At 63.8% G+C, this 19,995-nt stretch carries 20 protein-coding genes and 1 pseudogene; 9 read left to right on the top strand and 12 right to left on the bottom strand.

The window, feature by feature from the left end; all coding sequences use genetic code 11:
• Positions 1-68 precede the first annotated feature (68 nt).
• Positions 69-1,276: pseudogene (locus JX552_RS21470) on the bottom strand (PucR family transcriptional regulator).
• Between the two features lie 130 nt (positions 1,277-1,406).
• On the opposite strand from JX552_RS21470, the gene JX552_RS21465 reads away from it, so the two are divergent.
• Positions 1,407-2,918 (top strand): flavin-containing monooxygenase, encoded by a 1,512-nt coding sequence (locus JX552_RS21465; protein WP_205873907.1) that lies wholly within the window; start codon positions 1,407-1,409, stop codon positions 2,916-2,918.
• 80 nt (positions 2,919-2,998) lie between these two features.
• Here the strand turns inward: JX552_RS21465 and gjpA are convergent, their stop codons facing one another.
• The 4 genes from gjpA to JX552_RS21445 all read right to left on the bottom strand — a co-directional run bounded on the left by gjpA (position 2,999) and on the right by JX552_RS21445 (position 7,610).
• Positions 2,999-4,267, bottom strand: a complete 1,269-nt coding sequence (gjpA, locus tag JX552_RS21460; RefSeq protein WP_205873906.1) for an outer membrane porin GjpA — start codon at positions 4,265-4,267, stop codon at positions 2,999-3,001.
• Positions 4,268-4,507: 240 nt separating this feature from the next.
• Positions 4,508-5,173, bottom strand: coding sequence for an ABC transporter permease (locus JX552_RS21455; protein WP_205873905.1), 666 nt, complete (start codon positions 5,171-5,173; stop codon positions 4,508-4,510).
• The gene (locus tag JX552_RS21450) at positions 5,170-6,846 is read right to left on the bottom strand and encodes an ABC transporter permease (protein ID WP_205873904.1); all 1,677 of its coding nucleotides are present in this window, start codon (positions 6,844-6,846) and stop codon (positions 5,170-5,172) included. Before JX552_RS21450 ends, JX552_RS21455 begins: the two co-directional genes overlap by 4 nt.
• Complete coding sequence (locus JX552_RS21445; RefSeq protein WP_205873903.1) at positions 6,843-7,610, bottom strand: ABC transporter ATP-binding protein; 768 nt, start codon at positions 7,608-7,610, stop codon at positions 6,843-6,845. Before JX552_RS21445 ends, JX552_RS21450 begins: the two co-directional genes overlap by 4 nt.
• A 367-nt stretch (positions 7,611-7,977) precedes the next feature.
• On the opposite strand from JX552_RS21445, the gene JX552_RS21440 reads away from it, so the two are divergent.
• Positions 7,978-9,237, top strand: a complete 1,260-nt coding sequence (locus tag JX552_RS21440) for an IS110 family RNA-guided transposase (RefSeq protein WP_205873902.1) — start codon at positions 7,978-7,980, stop codon at positions 9,235-9,237.
• 93 nt (positions 9,238-9,330) lie between these two features.
• Here the strand turns inward: JX552_RS21440 and JX552_RS21435 are convergent, their stop codons facing one another.
• Entirely contained in the window at positions 9,331-9,975 is a 645-nt protein-coding gene (locus tag JX552_RS21435; protein WP_241010665.1) for a class I SAM-dependent methyltransferase, read from the bottom strand.
• Positions 9,976-10,283: 308 nt separating this feature from the next.
• On the opposite strand from JX552_RS21435, the gene JX552_RS21430 reads away from it, so the two are divergent.
• Positions 10,284-10,697: a Fur family transcriptional regulator gene (locus JX552_RS21430; protein WP_205873900.1), complete on the top strand. Its 414-nt coding sequence runs from the start codon at positions 10,284-10,286 to the stop codon at positions 10,695-10,697.
• 122 nt (positions 10,698-10,819) lie between these two features.
• On the opposite strand, the gene JX552_RS21425 is transcribed toward JX552_RS21430, so the two are convergent.
• The 4 genes from JX552_RS21425 to JX552_RS21410 all read right to left on the bottom strand — a co-directional run bounded on the left by JX552_RS21425 (position 10,820) and on the right by JX552_RS21410 (position 14,610).
• Positions 10,820-11,866: a WD40 repeat domain-containing protein gene (locus JX552_RS21425; protein ID WP_205873899.1), complete on the bottom strand. Its 1,047-nt coding sequence runs from the start codon at positions 11,864-11,866 to the stop codon at positions 10,820-10,822.
• A complete protein-coding gene (locus tag JX552_RS21420) occupies positions 11,863-12,876 on the bottom strand; it encodes a CobW family GTP-binding protein (RefSeq protein WP_205873898.1) in 1,014 nt (337 codons plus the stop codon). The genes JX552_RS21425 and JX552_RS21420 overlap by 4 nt, the downstream gene beginning before the upstream one ends.
• On the bottom strand, positions 12,863-13,180 hold the full coding sequence (locus JX552_RS21415) for a hypothetical protein (RefSeq protein ID WP_205873897.1): 318 nt from the start codon (positions 13,178-13,180) through the stop codon (positions 12,863-12,865). The genes JX552_RS21420 and JX552_RS21415 overlap by 14 nt, the downstream gene beginning before the upstream one ends.
• Positions 13,181-13,335: 155 nt before the next feature.
• A complete protein-coding gene (locus JX552_RS21410; RefSeq protein WP_205873896.1) occupies positions 13,336-14,610 on the bottom strand; it encodes a YibE/F family protein in 1,275 nt (424 codons plus the stop codon).
• A 377-nt stretch (positions 14,611-14,987) separates the two neighbouring features.
• On the opposite strand from JX552_RS21410, the gene JX552_RS21405 reads away from it, so the two are divergent.
• Both JX552_RS21405 and JX552_RS21400 read left to right on the top strand, forming a co-directional pair.
• Entirely contained in the window at positions 14,988-15,242 is a 255-nt protein-coding gene (locus JX552_RS21405) for a type B 50S ribosomal protein L31 (protein ID WP_205873895.1), read from the top strand.
• 3 nt (positions 15,243-15,245) lie between these two features.
• Entirely contained in the window at positions 15,246-16,388 is a 1,143-nt protein-coding gene (locus JX552_RS21400) for a GTP-binding protein (protein WP_205873894.1), read from the top strand.
• Positions 16,389-16,439: 51 nt separating this feature from the next.
• Here the strand turns inward: JX552_RS21400 and mrf are convergent, their stop codons facing one another.
• Positions 16,440-17,636, bottom strand: a complete 1,197-nt coding sequence (gene mrf / locus JX552_RS21395) for a ribosome hibernation factor-recruiting GTPase MRF (RefSeq protein ID WP_205873893.1) — start codon at positions 17,634-17,636, stop codon at positions 16,440-16,442.
• 111 nt (positions 17,637-17,747) lie between these two features.
• On the opposite strand from mrf, the gene rpmB reads away from it, so the two are divergent.
• Genes rpmB through rpsR form a run of 4 tightly spaced genes read left to right on the top strand, consistent with a single transcriptional unit; the run spans position 17,748 to position 18,732 of the window.
• On the top strand, positions 17,748-17,984 hold the full coding sequence (rpmB, locus tag JX552_RS21390) for a 50S ribosomal protein L28 (RefSeq protein WP_205873892.1): 237 nt from the start codon (positions 17,748-17,750) through the stop codon (positions 17,982-17,984).
• Complete coding sequence (gene rpmG, locus JX552_RS21385) at positions 17,984-18,148, top strand: 50S ribosomal protein L33 (protein ID WP_205873891.1); 165 nt, start codon at positions 17,984-17,986, stop codon at positions 18,146-18,148. Before rpmB ends, rpmG begins: the two co-directional genes overlap by 1 nt.
• Positions 18,149-18,151: 3 nt before the next feature.
• Positions 18,152-18,457 carry a 30S ribosomal protein S14 gene (gene rpsN / locus JX552_RS21380; protein ID WP_205873890.1) on the top strand — a complete coding sequence of 102 codons (306 nt, stop codon included), beginning with the start codon at positions 18,152-18,154 and terminating at the stop codon, positions 18,455-18,457.
• A 5-nt stretch (positions 18,458-18,462) separates the two neighbouring features.
• On the top strand, positions 18,463-18,732 hold the full coding sequence (gene rpsR / locus JX552_RS21375) for a 30S ribosomal protein S18 (protein WP_205873889.1): 270 nt from the start codon (positions 18,463-18,465) through the stop codon (positions 18,730-18,732).
• A 582-nt stretch (positions 18,733-19,314) separates the two neighbouring features.
• Here the strand turns inward: rpsR and bfr are convergent.
• Positions 19,315-19,800, bottom strand: a complete 486-nt coding sequence (bfr, locus tag JX552_RS21370; protein ID WP_205873888.1) for a bacterioferritin — start codon at positions 19,798-19,800, stop codon at positions 19,315-19,317.
• Between the last annotated feature and the right edge of the window lie 195 nt (positions 19,801-19,995).

The raw sequence follows: 19,995 nt of genomic DNA, 5'->3' as shown, positions 1-19,995 counted from the left end.
CACTAGCCCTCCTACCTAGTGCGCGCAGGAGTTTCGCAATATTCATCGAGTTTCCGCCGACCGACCCGCTACTTGCCCCGCCAGCGCAGCACTTCCAGCGCGACGGCTACGTTGACACTGTGTTCGGCCAGCGGCCGGGGAGCAGCTCGTCGGCGCGGGCCAGCCGCCGCAGCAGCGTGTTGCGGTGGGTGAAAAGCCGTGCTGCCGCACGGGATGCGTTGCACTGCTCGTCGACGAAAACCCGCACGTATTCTTGTAATTCGCTGCCCGCCGTTTCCAGGTCGCCGAGCGTGTGATGGACGAATTCGGTGGCGCGGTCGGTATCACCGGTGATCAGCGCCACCAGTTCGACGTCGGCGAAGAACGCCACATGGTGGGGCGATCGCAAGCGTGCCATCATCTGCTGGGTGGTGATGGCGTCGAAATGGCTGCGCCGAAAGCCGTCGATACCCTCGGCGCACGGCCCGATTGCCACCCGGATGTCGGACATGGCATTGATCGAATTGCCCAGCGCCGCAGTGTCGATCGTCTTACTCGGCACCCAGACCCACCGAGTTGCGGTGCTGGCGAGGATGGTGAGCGGTCGCACCGCGGCGGCCTGTCCGAGTGCCTCGGCGGCCGCATCGAGTCGGGCCATGTCACCAGCCGGGTTGTCGCTCCAGATGACTGCGGCGGTATGGGGGCCGGTCAAGGCGTAGCCCAGTCGTGACTCGGCCCTTTTCCGGGTGATGGGAGCGCCATCGAGAATCAGGGCGACGGTTTCACGGCGTTCGGCGTGTGTCCCGCGGGTCAGGTCGTCGAGTTCCTGTTCGATGTGGGCGGCAATGCCGGCCAGCGTGCCGTCGATGAAGGCGCTGATCGATCGGGAGCACACATCGAGTAGCTCGTGCAGTTCGGCAGGGTCGGAGGTCAGCTCGAACGCGATCTCCATCAACCGGCGCCATGCCACGGCTTCACCGACCCGATAGGCGTCGAGGGTGAACGCCGTGAGTCCGCGCCGCGCCACTTCGCGGGCGATGTTCATCGGCTCAGGCCCCGTGTTGGGAGGTACTGGCGCCCCCGGGTCCCGGACATTGGCCGCTCCCCAGAAGTACAGGTTCGCCCGATTGCTGCGACTGACCGCGGCGGCCAGTTCGGGGTCGGCGGCGATAGCGGGGCTCGCTGCGAGCACCTCGGCGTCGAGTTCTTCCAGCCACCCGGCTCGCGGGTTGACGGTGATCTGCGCACACTGCCGAATCAGCTCCCTGACCGGCTCCGACGGATGTTTCCAAGACATTTAGTCACAGTAATTTAGTGGTGCAATGTGCACTACTGCGTCGAGTGATTTGGGCAGATCTTCTCTTGGTTTGGGCACCCCAGATCGCCACGATAAACACAACAGTTCACCCGCGTCAGGAGCCAAGCTCATGTCTCACACCGTCGTAGACACCGCCCTCGAGCACGTCGACGTTCTCATCATCGGAGCCGGCATCTCCGGCATCGGCGCCGCGTACTACTTGCAGCGCGAGCACCCCGGCCGCAGCTACGCGATCCTGGAGGCACGCGCGGCCAGCGGCGGCACGTGGGACCTGTTCCGCTATCCCGGGATTCGTTCGGACTCCGACTTGCACACCTTCGGTTACGAGTTCAAGCCGTGGCGCGACGAGGACGCCATCGCCACCGCCGACAAGATCCTGGCCTACCTGCGTGAGACTGCCGCCGAGAACGGCATCGACCGCAAGATCCGGTTCCACCACAAGGTGCACGGTGCGGCCTGGTCCAGCGCCGAGGCCCGCTGGGTCGTCGACGTCGAGCGGACCGACACCGGCGCGCGGACACAGATCAGCGCCAACTGGCTGTTCTGCGCCGGCGGCTACTACCGCTACGACGAGGGTTACACGCCGCACTTCGAGGGCCGCGAGCGCTTCACCGGGCAGATCGTGCACCCCCAGCAGTGGCCCGAGGATCTGGACTACACCGGCAAAAAGGTTGTCATCATCGGCAGCGGCGCCACCGCCGTGACCCTATTGCCGGCCATGGCCGAACGTGCCGGGCACGTGACCATGCTGCAGCGCTCACCGACCTACATCATGCCGGTGCCGTCCAAGGACGTCATCGCCAACACGGCGCAGAAATTGTTCGGCGGCAAGCGCGGCTACGCGCTGGCCCGCCGCAAGAACATCCTGCAACAGCGCGCGGTCTTCGAGTTCTGCCAGAGGTATCCGGCCGCCGCCAAGAAGATCATCCGGTACCTCAACGCCAAGCAACTTCCGGAGAACTATCCGGTCGACGAGCATTTCAGCCCGACCTACAACCCCTGGGATCAACGGCTGTGCGCGGTGCCCGACTCCGACCTGTTCAAGGCCATCAAGAACGGCCGCGCGTCGGTGGTGACCGACCGCATCGTCACCTTTACCGAGAACGGCATCCTGCTCGAGTCCGGTCGTGAGCTCGACGCCGACATCATCGTCACCGCAACGGGTTTGAACCTTCAGGCGTTCGGTGGCATGTCGCTGGCGGTCGACGGGAAGCCGGTCAATCTGCCCGACCACGTGGCCTACAAGGGCATGATGCTCTCCGACGTGCCGAACTTCGCGTACGCGATCGGCTACACGAACTCGTCGTGGACCCTGAAGGTCGGCCTGCTCTGCGAGCACCTGTGCCGGCTGCTGACCCACATGGACGCCAACGGTTTTGACACCGCGCGCCCGGTGCTCGACGACCCGGACATGCAGACTCGTCCCTTACTGGACTTCGGCGCCGGCTACGTCCAGCGGGCGGTTCACCAGTTCCCGCGCCAGGGTGCCGGTCAGCCGTGGCAGACGTCGATGAGTTACTACACCGATGTCAAACTGCTGCGCAACGACGGTGTCGTCGACCCGGCCCTGAAGCTGACCAGTTCGGCCGAGGTGCGTAACCGCGAGGCCGTTCCGGCGTAGGCGGGCGCGCTCTGCATGCCGGCAGTTCCCGCTGAGACCGTTCGATCGACTTCCCCGCGATTCGGTCGAATGCGGCCGGATCAGGGAATAAGCAGGCTGCCGCCGATAGCCCTGCCGAGGATGCCCAGCAGACCCGCGGTGGCGCCAATCGGGCCAACGGGTATCGCCGGAATACTCAGTGCCCCTCCGGCGAAGTCGTCCGGTGGGAAGAAGCTGAACTCCAATCCCACGGCATTGAGCAGTGACCCGCCGGTCCCGTAGTATAAGGGGCCGCTCGCGCCGGTGACGACCTGCCCTGGGCTGAACAGTCCGCCGAAGGCGAGGCTCAGGCCGTCGAGTCGTTCCCCACCCGCAGAGCCGGTGGTGACGAAAGGATTGAGCGCCGGCGCCAGCGCGTCGAGGTTGAGTGTGGCCCCATTGAAGAACGCATCAACGACGTTGGCGGGTGTTTCGATCAGGTGACCGAGCGCCGCCCCCGGCGACCCGCCGGTGAGGTCGGCGAAAACCGTGCCCGCGCTATTCCACAATGCGACAGCGGGACTGACGAACGGCCCTACCGCGCCGAGGAGTACACCGCTGGCCGGGGAGGCGGCGAAGTTGGTGAGACCCGCGACCAGAGCCGTCTCTAGACTGGACGATCCCGTCTGGAAATCGCCGAGACCGGCCAGGCCCTTGTACAACTCGACGTGGACATCATTGAGGGGAACGACCGTCGGCTCCGGCGGTATGGCTCCCGGGTTGGTCGCCTGAGTGACGCCGCCGAGAGTGTGTTGCACGACAGCCGACGCGACATCCTGGGGCGCGCCGACCAGGAACACCGACTGCGCGGCGGTCTGGAGGTTGCCGACGAACGCTGCGGGGTCGGTTCCAAGCTGTCGGAGCCCCGTGGATACGCCGCCGATCAGGGTGGTCAGGCTCGCCCGTGTTGCGCCGAACGAGGATTGGGCATTGCGGGCTGTGGTGTCAAGGACTTCAGTCCACCGAGCCATCGGGTTGACGTCGGAAGCGGCCGCCAGTGCGCGGCCCGGGGCGTCCAGGCCGAGCCCTCCCGCGAGAAGCGTTCGAGCGCTGGCGATCTCGGCGTTCGCGTATCCCGCAGCGCTCGCGTTCAGCAGCTGGACGAATCGGGCGTGGAACGCCTCCGTGTGGGCGTTGACCGCCTGGAATTCCCGGCCGAAGCCGCCGAACATCGAAGCCAGCGCAGTCGAGACCTCGTCCTGCGCCGCAGCAACAATGCCGACCGTAGGACCTGAGACGGTGGCCGCGACGCCGTCCAACGAGGAGCGAATTGCCGTCAATTTCTCAGCAGCTCCGCGCACCAACTCGGGCGTAGCAATCACCGACGACATACCCAGCCTCCTCGGGCGCCAAGACTCGGACCGCCCCAAAAACCGACCCCGAGCCACTCAGCAGGTTCGCGACGGCGCTGCCAGGGGCCGATCCCACTCACTTCCAGCGCCGTGCAGGAAAAACCGTACTGCATATCGTTCGCATGTATCAAGCAAATGATTTGCAAGTAGCCGCGGCAGAACTGAAACTCTGCGACTCCTATCGCAGGAGAGGTCAACGACCGGAATTACCGGGGCTGGTCAGAGAGCGCGTTCTCTGACGGTCCGCGCCAGATCTATGCCGTTGATCCTCGGGAGAACCGGCATCTGGGCCAAAGCGGCGCCGAGGAGGATGCCGCATGCCACGACCAATGGTGTCGTCGCCTGCATCTCGAGTCGTAGGTGATAGCCAGCGCTGTGGTAGGTGGACAGGAGTCGGTCGGCAAGAATAAGGCCCCCGACGACTCCGACTGGAAGCGCGAGCAGAGCGACGCCGAAGTTCTCGGCGGCGATCGACCGGGAAAGCATGCCGGCCCCCATTCCCTGAGCATGCAGCGCGCCGATCTCGGTGAGGCGTTCAGAAACGTTGGCAGACATCGCGTTGTACAACATGGCGGCCGCCATGACCGCGGCAAACGCGAGCATGAGAGTGACCAGGGTGTCATAGAGGCTGAAGGTCTTACGCATCGTCGATGCCAGCGCTGTCGTCGATCGGTATGCCACCACGCCGGGCATCGCCGCAATCCGGTCACCGGCCGCGCGTCCCTCGGTGCCCGGCTTGAGCTTGACCAGAACTCCATTGACCGGTAGCGAACCCGCCTGTTGGTGAAGCTGATCGAGGGAGATGTAGACGACCGGTGAAAACGGTTCGTCGACAAATCCCACCACGCGTTCGTCGAGTCGAAGCCCCGACTGCGGCACTGTCACAACGATGCGATCGCCCAGCCTGACCGACAGCAGGTCGCGCAGGCCGACGCCGAGCAACACGCCGTCCCGGTGAGCCGGTCAGCTCCCGTTTCGGCTGGGAATACGTGCATTCGGCTCTGGGGCGTCAGAGCGATCATCATGGTTTCGTATCGGTGGTTGCCTGCCGAAGCGGTGATGCCGTAGGAGCCGTAGGCTTCGGCGGCGGCCACATCGGGGTCGACGTGCAACTTGTCCAGGACCCCATCGACTGAGCCGGACACGACGACTTCCCCGTCTTGTCGCTCGATCTGCCCGAATTGTCGGTTGACCATGCCCGGGACGGTGTCGCGCATACCCGCGAACACCATCACCAAGATGACCGCGGCTGCGACTCCGGTCGCGGTGAACGCAGTTCGGCGGCGGTTCCGAGAGAAAGCCCGTAGCGTCATCCGCCATCGAGCAGGAGCGCGTCTCACCGCCGGAGCCAACCGTTCCGCGATGCTGCGCCGCCCACGGTCCATGGGTGGGGCCACCCTCATGGCTTCGGCCGGCTGCATTCGGGCCGCAGCATTCGCCGGTGCCGCCGCGGCCAGCAGTGCTACGGATGCGGCGGTGAAGGCGGCGAGCAGGTACGTCGTCAGGTGCGCCGACGTGAGGTGCATCGGGAGTGCGATGGCCTCGGTGTACTTGGCCGTGATCCACTGTCCCAGCAGGTATCCTCCCAGCAGCCCTGGCGGCAGTCCCGTTGCGGCACAGGCGAGTCCGTAGCCGAGATAGTGTCGGCGTACGATTTTCGGGGCCACTCCGTTGGCTACCAGTGTGCCGATCACCGCCCGCTGAGCGGAGACGATGCGGGCGAGCAGCACATAGGTGCCGAGTGCGACAGCTGCGAGGAACAGCCACGGCAGTACCCCGGCGAGGCTCCTGAACTGCTTGACGTCGTCGCGAAGTGTGTGGAAAGACGGTTGCTCTTCGCGGGGAAGGAATTGGAGCCCGTTCTTGTGCGCGAGTTCACCCGCTGCGGTGGTCAAGGCGCTCGCCGCGGCGCGGTCAGCCGCGTAGACCACGCTCTGTTCCACGGGCTGCGCGGAATCCCGTTGAACTTCAGCGTCAGGGAGAAAAACGACGCCGAAATCCTCCGGGGTCGTCAAGATCTCCTGCGGGGAACGGGCCGGCCACAAGTACTCGGTCGACAGGGCCGAGCCTGCGACCGTAAAAGGTTGCCAGCCTGCCCGTCCCAGCAGTTCGACGATGTCGCCGGGACGGAGGTGGTAGTGATCGGCCAGGTGCTGTTCGAGCACGAGCTGTCCGGACGCCGGCAGCGTTCCGGCGTGCATGTCCAGAAGCGACACGGCCGGCTGCCGAGAGTCGGGTACGCCTACGGCGCGGCCGTATAGCGCGTGCCCGTTCACCCGGATCCCGATATCGGCCTGATGGCGTATCTCCACCAGGGGGCTGCCCGGCATCATGGTGAGGGCGTCGCGCAGGTTTGCGGCACCGGGTCCGGAGAGGATCGCGTCCGGCAACCGCTGGGTGGTGTAGGACCGCTCGAAGGATTGGTCGAGATTGCGGTAGCCGTCGGTGGCGGCGACGAAGATGGCTACGCCGATGGCCATGACGATCGAGATCGCAGCGAACCGCCAGCGGTCCCGCCACATGTCGCGGCGCAGCTTGCGGCGCAGCGCCTGACTCACCAGTCCAATTCCGATGCACTTAGCGGGTTTTCGTTCGTCTCGGTCCTGCTTATCGTTCCGGAGTGCAGCCACAGCACGCGGTCCGCCATCCGCGCGATCTCCGAGTTGTGGGTCACGATGAGCACGGTCTGGCGACTGTTGCGTGCCAGGTCGCCCAACGCGCTCAATACCTGACGGCCGGTGACCAGGTCGAGGCTTCCGGTCGGTTCGTCACACAACAGCAGCGGTGGCTGCTTGACGATCGCTCGGGCTACCGCCACTCGCTGTTGCTGACCGCCGGAAAGCTGGGCGGGGAAGCGGTCTGCGACCGCGTCGAGGCCGACCCGTTCCAACGCCGACCGACTGCGGGCTCGCGCGTCCGGTCCGGTCAGTTCGGCGAGCAACTCCACGTTTTCGAGTGCGGTCAGCGTGGGCACGAGGTTGAAGAACTGAAATACGAACCCAACCAGGTCGCGGCGATACTCCGTGCGCAGCTTGCGGCTGAGTGTCCCGATGTCGCGGCCGTTGACCTCCATCGTGCCCGCCGATGCCTGGTCGATGCCGCCAATAATGTTGAGCAGCGTCGTCTTTCCCGAGCCCGACGGGCCTAGTAGTACGACGAGTTCGCCGGCTCGGACATCCAGATTCACGTCACGCAGTGCCACAACCAGGTTGGGATCAGACCCGTAGGTCTTGCCGATATTGCTCAAACGCAATGCAGGTGGTCCACCTTCGCCAGACTCCTGGTCCGAACCTGTGCTGCCGACGTCTGACTCTGCGCTCATGTCCTCGCTAACTGGTCTCGGCCTCGCCCGCGTCGCGCACATCCTAATCGTTTGTAGGGATGGGTTGATCGGTCGAAATGACCGGGACTATTTCTGATCGGTCTGCTGCCAGGTGACGCCTGAGTTGTCCCGTCGTTCGACGACTTCTGAAAGAACGGCGCGCCTGGCGGCAGACCTCCCGGTGAGGTGGTGGGATTCCGTTGCCCGAGCCTGCCGCAGGGTTGACTTCCCGATGGTTGTTCCCGAGCCTTGAGCTCTTCGACAGAACGAAGTCCTGCGGTGCGCTGGAGTCACGGACGGCTAGTGAGATGACGGACCTTTGAGTCCCACGATTAGGGCGCCGCGTGAGTCCACCGGTAACAGCACGATGATCAACCGAAGGAGTCAAGGAACATTGAGACAGTATTGCGGAATTGATTGGGCTACAGCCCATCACGATGTCGCGGTGATCAATGACGATGGCAAAGTGGTGGCCCGCGGCCGGGTCAGTAACGACGCCGCCGGATTCGCCGCACTGCTGACGCTGCTGGCCGAAGCCGGCGACACCGCCGAGGATCCGATCCCGATCGGGATCGAAACCGACCGTGGCCTGTTCGTCGCGGCGTTGCGCGAAACCGGCCGGGTGATCTATCCGATCAACCCACTGGCTGCCTCCCGCTACCGGGCCCGGTACTCGGTCTCCGGCGCCAAATCCGATGCCACCGACGCGGTGCTGCTCGCCAACATCGTGCGCACCGACCCAGACGCGCACCGCCCGTTGCCGGCCGATACCGATCTGGCCCAAGCGATCCGGGTGTTGGCCCGGGCCCAGCAGGACGCGGTCTGGGCGCGTCAGCAGGTCGGCAATCAGATCCGCGATCTCCTCAAAGACTTCTACCCGGCCGCGCTGGTCGCGTTCGCCGGCCTGCCCGAAGGCGGACTGGCCCGCGCCGATGCCCGCACCGTCCTGACCGCCGCGCCGACGCCCACTCAGGCCGCCAACCTGACGCCGGCCCGGTTGCGGCGGCTGCTGATCAAAGCCGGCCGCAAACGCTACCTCGACCGTGACGTCGAGCGGCTGCGCGACATCTTCACCGACACCTACCTGCACCAGCCACCGGTGGTGGAGAACGCGATGGGCATTCACCTGACCGCGCTGCTGAGCCAGTTCGACGCGGCCTGCGCTGCCGCCGACGCACTCGCCGAGGCGGCGATCGCCCATTTTGACCAACACCCGGACGCCAAGATCATCACCAGTTTCCCCGGACTGGGGATGCTCGCCGGTGCCCGGGTGCTCGCCGAGATCGGTGACGACCGCACCCGTTTCGCCGATGCCCGCGGACTCAAAGCGTTCGCCGGATCGGCGCCGATCACCCGTGCTAGCGGCAAGAAAACCGCTGTCCTGCAACGCCATATCAAAAACCGTCGCCTCAACGCTGTCGGCCCGATCTGGGCCCTGGCATCGCTGCGCGCCTCCCCGGGAGCCCGCAGGCACTTCGACGCCCGCCGCGCAGCCGGAGACTGGAACCATCAAGCCCAACGACACCTGTTCAACAAATTCCTCGGCCAACTCCACCACTGCCTGCACACCGGCCAGCTCTACGACGAACATGTTGCGTTCCCACCTCCTCTCCAGCTCGCGGCTTGACCTTTAACTTCGTGAGATGTCTTTCAGGTGCCCAAGGACAAGTCCACCTGCGGTTCTGGTCAGCCGGTCAGCTCAGTCCGCCGTTGAACACGCTCATCGCGGGTGCATCACGCCGATGAGGGGATGCACCTGTTGGAAGGTCATGTCGTGTGCTTTGGCTTCGCGTGCGAGCGCGGCCAGACCGACGGTGTGCCACGTGTAGTTCGAGGTGAACTCCCTGACGATCGAGTCGCCTTCGCGTACCACGTAACGCATGGTCCACAGTTCTGCGTCGACACCAGCAGGCTCGCCGGAAATCAGTATCTCGTTGCGGCGGTTGCCGACTTGCTGCTGAGCGATCATCAACTCGGGTATCTCCATGGGCTGCTCAAGGGCCATGACCTCCACGAGAACTGGGGCCTGCGGCGTCAGTCGTGGCCGCAGATTCTGCCAGAAGTGTTCTCGCGCTTGCGGGTCGAGAAAACCGATCACCCCGAATAACACGGCGGCACCGATTCGGTCCGGCAGGGTGAAGCGCTCAGCAGTCTCTGCATGGACGGTCACCCTGTTGGTTATGTCTTCTCGGGTGAGAATGCGCGACATCAACACGGCGCGCATTGCAGGCGAAGGCTCGACGGCGTGGATTGGAACAGCTGGCACCGATTCTGCGACCGCCATCGTCGAAAGTCCGGTGCCAGAACCGATATCAACGATCGGCTCGGTGATCTCGCCGGCTTCGGACAGGGCCGACTGCAGCACGGCGCGCTTGGGCTCCCAGTGCGGCAGTGCCATCACCTCGTAGAACTCCGCGGACTGCGCGTACGCATCGGCATGGCCGCTGGCGATTGTGGACGAGTCTGTGCTACGAGTCATCGGCATCCTCGGTCGATAATGACAATCATCTTCATTAAGGTTACCGTAACATGACCGGCACCAGTTCTACGCGAAAGGATCAGGCAAGGCCCCGACGTGCTCATCATGAGGCGGCCGCCGCAGTGATCCAGGGGTGGTAGATCGACGTGTGCGCCGGACCGGTTCCCGCCAGGCAACACAGAAGGAGCGCCCCGATGTCCGCGCCACCGTTAAGACAACGACGTCGAAGCACGGCAAAACGCCAAGCGGTTCTGGATGCGCTGAGCGCCTGCGACAAGTTCCGCAGCGCCCGACAGCTCTACCTCGAAATCTGCCAGCGCCAGGCGGACTTGGTTGCGTTGACTACGGTTTACCGGATCCTTCACGCGTTGGCCGAGGAGCAGATCGCCGCCACCCAACGTGCCGAGGATGGGGAAGTTCTCTACCGTCTGCACGACGGCACCGAGCACGCGCATTACCTGCTCTGTCGGCGTTGCGGACATGCGGTGGCATTCAGCCCCAAATCTCTGGAAGAACACACCGATGAATTCGCGTCTCAGTATCACTTCGCCGACATCGCTCACTACATCAATTTCTACGGGACGTGCCCGGGATGCCGCGAGGCTTGAGAACTCGGCAGATATTGCCGGCCACAGCAGTGTGATGCGTTGGACGCAATCACCTTTGGTGAGATGGGCGGTCCGGATCGCTGTAGTTGCTCCGCGAGCGATGTCCGTGGCGGTGGCCAGGCTTAGCGGCTTCCCGCCGAGGAGCCGGAGTCATAGCAGCGCACCACTCCGGAGCGGTGGCCGGAGAAGATGCGATTGCCGGCGGCCGCCACCGCTTCGACCGGGTCACCGGTAGCCGTTTTCCAGAAAGGGCCGATCCGCCCACCTGGCTGACTTTTCGGCCGAAGCCGCCACAAGGCAACGCCGCCGCCAGCGTCACCTGAGATCAGGACCGGGTTGAGACCGTCCGTCGGTAACCAGGCCAGGGCGGTGACATCCGCGTTGTGCCACTCGGCGACGAGCCCATGCCGCCCGGTGGGGCCGCGACCGGAGAAATCCCAGAAGACGACAGTGTCGCCACTGTCGCAGCACATCCACCGGCCTGCGGATTCGAACGCAAGCCGAGACACCCGTCTGGGAAATCCGCTCATCTGAAAGTCGCTGCGGTCACGCACATTCCAGCCATGCAGTGTGGCGTCCTGGCTGCCGCCGACCACCCAGCGCCCCCTGGGCTCGACCGCTATCCCGGCGATTGCTCCCGGCGCGGCCAGCTCGGCAATTGTCCGATTGGTACCTGGCTCGAAGATCGTGACGCCCTGGTATGCGGCAGCCGCCAGCCTTCGGCCGTCCGCGCGCATCCAGGCCACTCCGGCCACCGTGCTCTGCAGCGGCGGGGAAGTCCAGCGGAGTTGGCCGTCGCGGGTGTACACCCGCACCGATCGTCCGTCGTTGGCGGCGAGGTCGCCGGTCTTGGTGGCCCAGGCCAGGCAGCCGCACCACTGATGGGGTATGTCGGCCAGCACTGACCCGCTCGAAAGGTCGAACAACACAAGACGTTGGCCGCCACCGACCGCGAGCCGTGACCCGTCTGGGCTGGTGGCCATGGCCAGGAGAAAGTCATCACACGCCAGACGCAGCCGCTCGCGGCCGTCGGCATCTGAAACGAGAATGTTGCCCTCAGATCCCCCGACGATCACGGTGTCGGCAAGTGGGCCGATTCCCAGTACCGGCTCGCCCAGTTCGGCCTGCCATAGCACCTCTTTCACCGCGGCGCCCGACGTTGTCGTCATCGCGCTGCCGGCAAGGGAGCATCCAAGAGGCAGGCGCGAAAACTTTCTTGGAGCTCCACGCGATCAAGATCTCGCCCGATGAAAATCATTCGGTTGCGCCGGGACTCACCCTGCCGCCATGGCGCCCCAAGCTGACCGTCGTGCAGCATGTGCACGCCTTGGAACACATAACGCTGATCGGTGCCGGCCAGATTCAATACTCCCTTGCTGCGGAACAAGTCTGGGCCGCGTTCGGCGAGCAGCTTTCCGAGCCATTCGTTGAGCTTTTCGACGTTCACTGTGCCATCGATGTCGATGCCTACGCTGCTGACGGAGGCGTCATGCTGATGCTCGTTGTCGGGGTCGAGGAAGTCAGGCTCGGCCGCCAAGACGTGCTCCAGGTCGAACGCGTGCACGTCGAGTACGTCAGCCAGGTCGACGTCACACTGCACCGCGGGCAGCACCACCACGGCGGCGTTGATGCTGCGGATACGCTCGGTGACGGTGGCGATCTGCCCGGGGTCGACCAGGTCCTGCTTGTTAAGTACGACCCGGTCGGCGAAAGCGATCTGTTCGACCGCTTCATTTTCGACTCCGTCCGGCTTCACCTCATCCAGGTGGATCAGCACATGTTTCGCGTCGACAACCGTCACGATCGCGTCGAGGCGCAGCTGTGCGCGCAGCACGTCGTCCATGAAGAAGGTCTGTGCAACAGGCGCGGGATCTGCGAGGCCCGTGGTCTCGATGATGATGGCGTCGAAGCGGTCCTTGCGTCGCATGAGTGCACCGAGGATTCGAATGAGGTCACCGCGCACAGTGCAACAGATGCAGCCGTTGTTCATCTCGAACACCTCCTCCTCCGCGTCGAGCACCAAGGCGTCGTCGACCCCAACCTCGCCGAATTCGTTCTCGATCACCGCGATACGCCTGCCGTGCCGTTCTCGCAGTATGCGGTTGAGCAGAGTTGTCTTGCCAGATCCCAGGAATCCGGTGAGTACCGTGACTGGAATACGTCCGTCAGTGGTCGTCATGTCGGCCTCCGGTCGGGTGTTCGCTGATGAGCCGGGTCACGACGTCAGCTGTGATTTCGAGCAGGGGTTGATGGAGGTTCCAGCGCCGAGGCGGTGAGGCGAGCACGGCGATGGCCGTCTCGATTGGCGGACAATCGGTCTCGCGGCACGTCAGCTGTTGTACGGTGACGGCGATATCGTCGGGCAGCTGAAGGACGGTGCGAACATGTTCGGCGAGGTGGATGGCATGCGACCGTCGGCGCGCGTCGTGCGCGCCGAGGTCATCACCGCCGCCCGCCAGTAGTCCGTGCAGAGGCCCAGGCACAGGCCAAGTTAAACGTTATTGAAAATCATTTTCAAATCGTAGCTTTCGCATATGTTGGCTCGCGACGTGACCCGCGTGGGTCGGCCCCGCGGGGATCGATTGGCTTCGTGGCGGGCGGGGACGGGCGTCGGCTGGCTATATCGCTGCAGCACAACCTATTTGCTGCCGGGTCGGGCGGATGGAGCGGGCGTGGCCGATGCAGGATCGCCGGGTTTGGCTAGCATCACCGCAATGGCCGTGGTCAGCGGCACCGAGAGCGCCAGAGCGATCCCGCCCACGGCAGAGCGGGCCAATTCGATGGCGATGCTCTCGCTCATCATCACGTCACCCAATGATCTGTTGGCGACGCTGAACAACAGCAGCAGGGGTAGCGAGCTCCCGGCGTAGGCCAGCACCAGCGTGTACACCGTGCTGGCGATGTGGTCGCGGCCCACTCGAATGGCGCCCAGGAAGATGGCGCGGCGCGACGAGTCTCCACCCAGGTGTGCGAGTTCGAAGACCGTCGACGATTGGGTGACCGTCACGTCGTTGAGCACGCCCAGTGATCCGATGATGAACCCGGCCAACAGTAATCCGCGGATCGACACGTTGCCCAGATAGGCGGCGACGTCGGAGTTCTGCTCGTCGGACAGGCCGGTGAGGTGGGTCAGATCGATGGCGGCCCAGGACAATAATGCGGCAAGGAACAACGACGACAGGGTCCCCAGCAGGGCCGCGCTCGTTCGCAGACTCACCCCATGCGCGAGATAGATCACCGCGTAGAGAATTACCGCTGACGCCACCACCGCTACGGGTACTGCGGGTGCGCCTTCTCGGAGTGCCGGAAGCAGAAATGCCACCAGCACAGCGAAAGCCACCACGATACCGACCAGCGCCAGTAGCCCCCGCCAGCGAGCGACCACGACGACGACCAGCGCAAACGCAATCGCCAGGGCCGCCAACGGCCAGCCACGTTCGTAGTCGTAGAACGCATAAGTGGTCGCACCTCCGGCGTCGACCTGTCGCGTGATCCGGATATGGTCGCCCGCTGTGAGGTGGGGCTGACCGGGACCCGGGGTGAACTCAAATGCCGTGTAAGCGCCCGCGTTTGGTCCGGAATCGATTGTGACCATGGTCAGCACACACCGTCCGGAACCGGGCATGCCGGGCTGGGCCGAAGTGGTGAGCACCTGACTTGCTGAGGGGCTCCCACAGTCGCCCAGCTGGCTGGATAGCACGTGTCCGGCCTCCGTGGTGACAGCGCCACCCGACGAATTCTGGAAAGGCATCGGAATGTCGACATGCTGCTGGTGCGGCCACAGCCACGCCAGGCCGGCCACCACCGACGCGGCGATTGCTGCCAGTAGTCCAACGACGATCTTCGCCGATGTCGGCCCGAGCGCGGCTCGGCTCGAGCCGGCGCCGAGTGAGTGTGAATGCGTGTGTGCCACGCGCTACACCGTAGGGCCGAGCTGCTGCGACGGGGAAAGATACCGATCGATCAGACGTTGAATCTCGGTGACCGCAGCGGCATGCGACACCCGACACGGTGACATCGGGGGGTCGAGTCACGCGGGTTCGCCGGGATGGCGAGGCTGATGGCTGGTGTCCAGCTTCCAGCGAATGCACGGGGCTATCGACGGCTTCGACAGGCCAACGCGAGGGATGTAGAGTGCGATTTATTGAAAATCGTTTTCAATAAGGCGAGCGAGGTAGCTCACCCCGTGAGTTGGCCCCGCGAGTCGGCGAGGGCGGTCGGTCGTATGCCGCCGCGCTCGTCGGAGGCCTCCGACTCTTCGTGTGCAGCGGCTAGATCTGAAGGAGAAAGATGAGAAGTGGCATCCACCCGGACTACCGCCCGGTGGTTTTTCAAGATGCGACTACCGGAAAGACTTTTCTGACGCGGTCGACTGTCACCAGTTCACGAACAATCGACATCGAGACGCCCGAGGGCATCCAGACGTATCCGCTTGTCGTGGTGGAAGTGACCTGCGATTCTCATCCGTTCTGGACGGGCACCCGGCGCTTGCTCGATTCGGCTGGTCAGGTGGAAAAATTCCGCCGCCGCTACGGGAGTCGATGAGCTATGGCTGCTGCGGCGCCCCTACCTCTGCCGGTCACCGTATTGTCCGGCTTCCTCGGTGCCGGCAAGACCACACTGCTCAACCACATTCTGGCCAACCGGGACGGCCGCCGGGTAGCGGTGATCGTCAACGACATGAGCGAGGTCAACATCGATGCCGCCCTGATCGCCGGGCAGGGCCACCTGGATCGCACTGACGAAACGCTGGTCGAATTGACCAACGGGTGCATCTGCTGCACATTGCGTCAAGACCTGCTCGACACGGTGGGGCTGTTGGCCCGCCAGAACCGATTCGACAACTTGATCATTGAATCGACCGGCATCTCCGAGCCGATGCCGGTCGCCGCGACTTTTGCCTGGGAGTTCGAGGACGGGTCCAGCCTGTCTCAGGTCGCGACCCTCGACACCATGGTCACGCTCGTCGATGCCGCAACGTTTCTGTCCGAACTTATTCGTGGTGAGGCATTGGCCGACAGGCAGTTAGCGGCCGCCGACGGTGATTACCGAAGCATCGCGGACCTGCTCGTCGACCAGGTGGAGTTCGCCGATGTCCTGCTGCTCAACAAGACTGATTTAGTGGGCCAGGACACTGTGAACAGGGTCGAAACGACGCTGCGTCGACTGAATCCGTCAGCGAAGATCGTGCGGACCGTCAACGGCCGAGTGGAACTGAGTGACGTGCTGGACACCGGTCTCTTCAACCCGCTGGCCGCAGAGGAGGTACCTGGCTGGGACGAAGAGATCGCCGGCGGTCACATTCCCGAGACGGAGGAATACGGCATCAGCAGTCTGACTTTCCGCGCGGACCGCCCTTTCCATCCGCAGCGGTTGGACGCGGCGTTGGGTCAGGTTCGTGGTCTGCTGCGCAGCAAGGGATTCTGCTGGATTGCCAGCCGCCCGCAGATCGTGGCGATCTGGTCACAGGCCGGCCCGAATCTGGTCATCGAACCGGCGCAATACTGGTCGTCGACAGACATGAGTCCCGGACAGGAAATCGTGTTCATCGGTGTTCGGCTCGATCATGCTTCCGTGCGGCGGCTGCTGGTTTCCGCCCTCCTCACTGATCTCGAATTTGCAGCGGGACAAGAACACTGGACGACGTTTCCCGATCCATTGCCGAAGTGGGAAGTAGCTCACACCCACTGACGGTGGGGAGAAGCGGGGCAGATTTCCGCGGACTGCCGCGTCGGGCATCCATCAGCGGTCACTTGTGTCGTTGTGGTGTGCCGGAGTGTCGGTGGTCGCCTCGACCGGCAAGTCGCAGGTCTGCTTATGCCAATCACCGAACGGATCGTGATAGTGGGCCCATTCCTGTGGACAACGCAATTCGGCGTCGGAGAGAAGTGCCCCGTGCAACGCGCCGATGATTTCGTCGGTGTTCGTGCCATACGTCAGGACAGTCATGGCGGTGTGCCGGTCACCATGTGCGCCATGCCATCTCAACTGTCCGAAGGCGCGTCTTTCGGCGTCGGTGGCGGCTAGTTCAGCCTCTGTCATGACGGCCAACCACTTGCCGGCCGAACTGACGTGTAGTCCGCCCCCGGCGGATTCCAACCACATGGCTTGCTGTGGTTGACTGGCAAGCCACAGCCGCCCTCGGGATCGGATCACACCGTCTAGCAGAACGTCGACGGCGGCTTCCAGGCGCTGCGGGTGGAAGGGGCGCTGGGCGGCGAATTCGAGCAGTTTGACAGCTCCTTGGGCCTCCAGGGATGGCTGTCCGGCAAGAAGCGGTCCGTGTGGATCGTCGCTTCGGCCTTGCCGCGCGTCGGGCCTCACCTCAGCCAGAAGTTGCTCGATATCGGCGCTTTCGACACCGATCCGGGCGCGCGGGGCAAGGCGGCGCACGACGCTCTTCACCACCGGGTCGGCGGGGGCCAGCACGGCCACGTCGGCAAATTCGGCCTGACCGACGACGACCTGCGCCTCGGTGCGCCCGTCGTCAAGCTCCGCATCTGAAAGCGCTTGGCGCAGCCACACCGATGAATCGATACACGTCACGACCGCCGCGATCGACACATCGAGAGCGGCAGGACCGTCCACATAGCCCGGTCCCATCTGGACCCGAACATGGTTGATATCCCAGCAGATTGGTTCGGGCTCCAGCCATGGCGCCAGGTGCACCACCACGCGGCGCACATCGTCGCGGCGATGTAGCCGGCGCAACAGCAACAGCAGGTCGTCGCGGATGGTGCATGAAACGCAACCGTGAATGAGTTCGAGTGCGACATCCGCGCTGGTCAACAGCCCATTTTGCCGCGACACCACTGTCCGCAGGACCACGTGGCCGGTGAAATGGTGTCGTACCACGAGACTTCCGGGCGTGCCCAGCATCGCGTGCGCGATCGCCTCGGTGCCTTCCTGGCCCGCGACGACGACGACCGGTGTTCTCATGCAGCCCCTATTGGAAATCATTTTCATTAACTGCGGTCTTACGGTAGCGTCTGGCGGAGAGCTTGTCGAAAACGATTGTCATTAAGGTCACCTGATAGGGAAGGCTGCTGGATGTCTGCTCGCTGTCAAGTCACGGGTCGGGAGCCGGGATTCGGCAACGCCGTTTCGCACTCGCACCGCAGAACTCGGCGTCGATGGTCGCCCAACATCCAACTCAAGACGTACTACCTCCCGTCTGAGGGCCGACGGATCAGGCTCAGGGTGAGTGCCAAGGGAATCAAGGTCATCGATCGGGACGGAATCGAGGCCGTTGTGGCCCGGTTGCGCAACGAAGGTCAGCGGATCTGATGGCACGCAACGAGATCCGCCCGATCGTCAAACTGCGATCGACGGCCGGCACGGGGTACACCTACGTCACCCGCAAGAACCGGCGCAACGACCCGGACCGGATGGTGCTGCGCAAGTATGACCCAATCATCCGGCGCCACGTCGATTTTCGAGAGGAGCGCTGAGCCATGGCCAAGAAATCCAAGATTGTCAAGAATGAGCGTCGTCGCGCCACGGTGGCTCGGTACGCCGAGCGCCGCGCCGAACTGAAGGAAATCATTCGGTTGCCATCGAGTTCGAGCGAGCAGCGGGCCGCAGCGCAACGTGAACTGATGCGCCAGCCACGAGATGCCAGCGCAGTGCGGGTGCGAAACCGTGACGCGATCGACGGGCGGCCGCGCGGGCATCTGCGCAAATTCGGTCTGTCAAGAGTGCGGGTAAGGCAGTTGGCGCATGACGGGCAACTGCCCGGGGTGCGGAAGTCCAGTTGGTGAGCCTCATGAAAACCGCAAAGAAACGGCGCCAGACTCGGGGTGGGCCACCGACCGGCAGATCGGCCAAGAAGAACCTGCTCGACAGCCTCGGGGTCAGCGCGGTTGATTACAAGGACACGGCTGCGCTGCGACTCTTCATCTCTGAACGGGGAAAGATCCGTTCTCGCAGTGTCACCGGCCTCAGTGTCCAACAACAACGGCAAGTTGCCACCGCCATCAAGAATGCGCGCGAGATGGCGTTGTTGCCCTATCCCGGGTCCGCCGCCGGTCGCTGAATTTGCGCCTTCTGACAAGCGGTCAGATCGCCGGGAACCGAAGGGATTCAAACAATGACGGTTCATGCCTCTCGTGGCCTGACCGGTCGGGGCGGGAACCGTTGAACGCGCGGCGGGGGACCGCGCGCCCGTTCACCGTCGTGGTCTGTAACGCTTGCGCAACCGAACAGCAAGTGTCTGTGATCGAGGAATTGCGTCCGACCATCCGTTGCTGCCCGCACGCCATGCTGGTTTCCGCGCCCTGCATCCTCGGGCCGGTCACGTGCGCATCTCGGCCGGCGGGGTGCGGTGTCATGGCGATGGTCCAGCCATGCACCACCGACCGGCTACCTTTCGGACCACCCCAATGGGTGGGCCCGATCACCAACAACGCTGAGGCGGCGTTGCTGAGGGACTGGCTGGAACTCGGTCGATGGGAAAACGCTCCTCTGCCAGGGCAACTCAGCAGGCATACGCGCTGGGCAGGTCGCGCTAGTCGGTGCAACTAGGCGGGAGAAACATCCGCTGGATGCGCCAGCCCTGGTGCGGCGGCGGCGCTCGTCGCAATCGCAGCCGCCGTCGAACACCAAGCGACGAGGGCCGTCAGAGGTGACCCGGCGGTCGGCTGACGCACTGCGCGGCGTAGAGCGCCTCGCCGAGCTTGTCCATCAGCTCCAGCTGGGTTTGCAGATAGTCGATGTGATCTTCCTCGTCGGCGACGATTTTCTCGAAAATGTTCGCGGTGGTGCTGTCTTGCTTCTCCCGACACAGGATGATCGCGGGCTTGAGACGGTTGATCACCTGGAATTCAAGCGCCAGATCGCTTTCGAACTGTTCGCGCAGTGTCTGGCCCACGCGCAGCGTGCCGATGCGCTGATAATTGGGCAAGCCGTCGAGCAAGAGGATTCGATCGGTGATCTCTTCGGCGTGCCGCATTTCTTCGAAGGACTCGCTGCGTGTATGGGCGGCCAACTCGGTGAACCCCCAGTTGGCTTGCATCTTGGAATGCAGGAAGTATTGGTTTATCGCGGTGAGTTCACTAGTCAATTGCTCATTGAGCAGTTTTAATATGTCGGGGTCGCTTTGCATCGTCATTCCTGACCGTTTGTAGGGTTGTCTTGCCGAATTCCGTCAGACACTGCCGCGCTGTGCGGTCATTCAGATTTCGCTGATAGCGATGACATTAGCCGAGGTGAGAGCGCTGCGCAACGAAGGTAGTGCTTATTAAGATCAGCTTTTCCTAAGCTGAAGCAAGGCTACATTAAATAAGTGTTCGGTCGCGTT

The sequence above is a fragment of the Mycobacterium gordonae genome, from assembly GCF_017086405.1.
GTDB lineage: Bacteria > Actinomycetota > Actinomycetes > Mycobacteriales > Mycobacteriaceae > Mycobacterium > Mycobacterium gordonae_D.
Note: the sequence above shows the minus strand (reverse complement) of the source record. Positions and strands in the feature narration are given on the sequence as shown.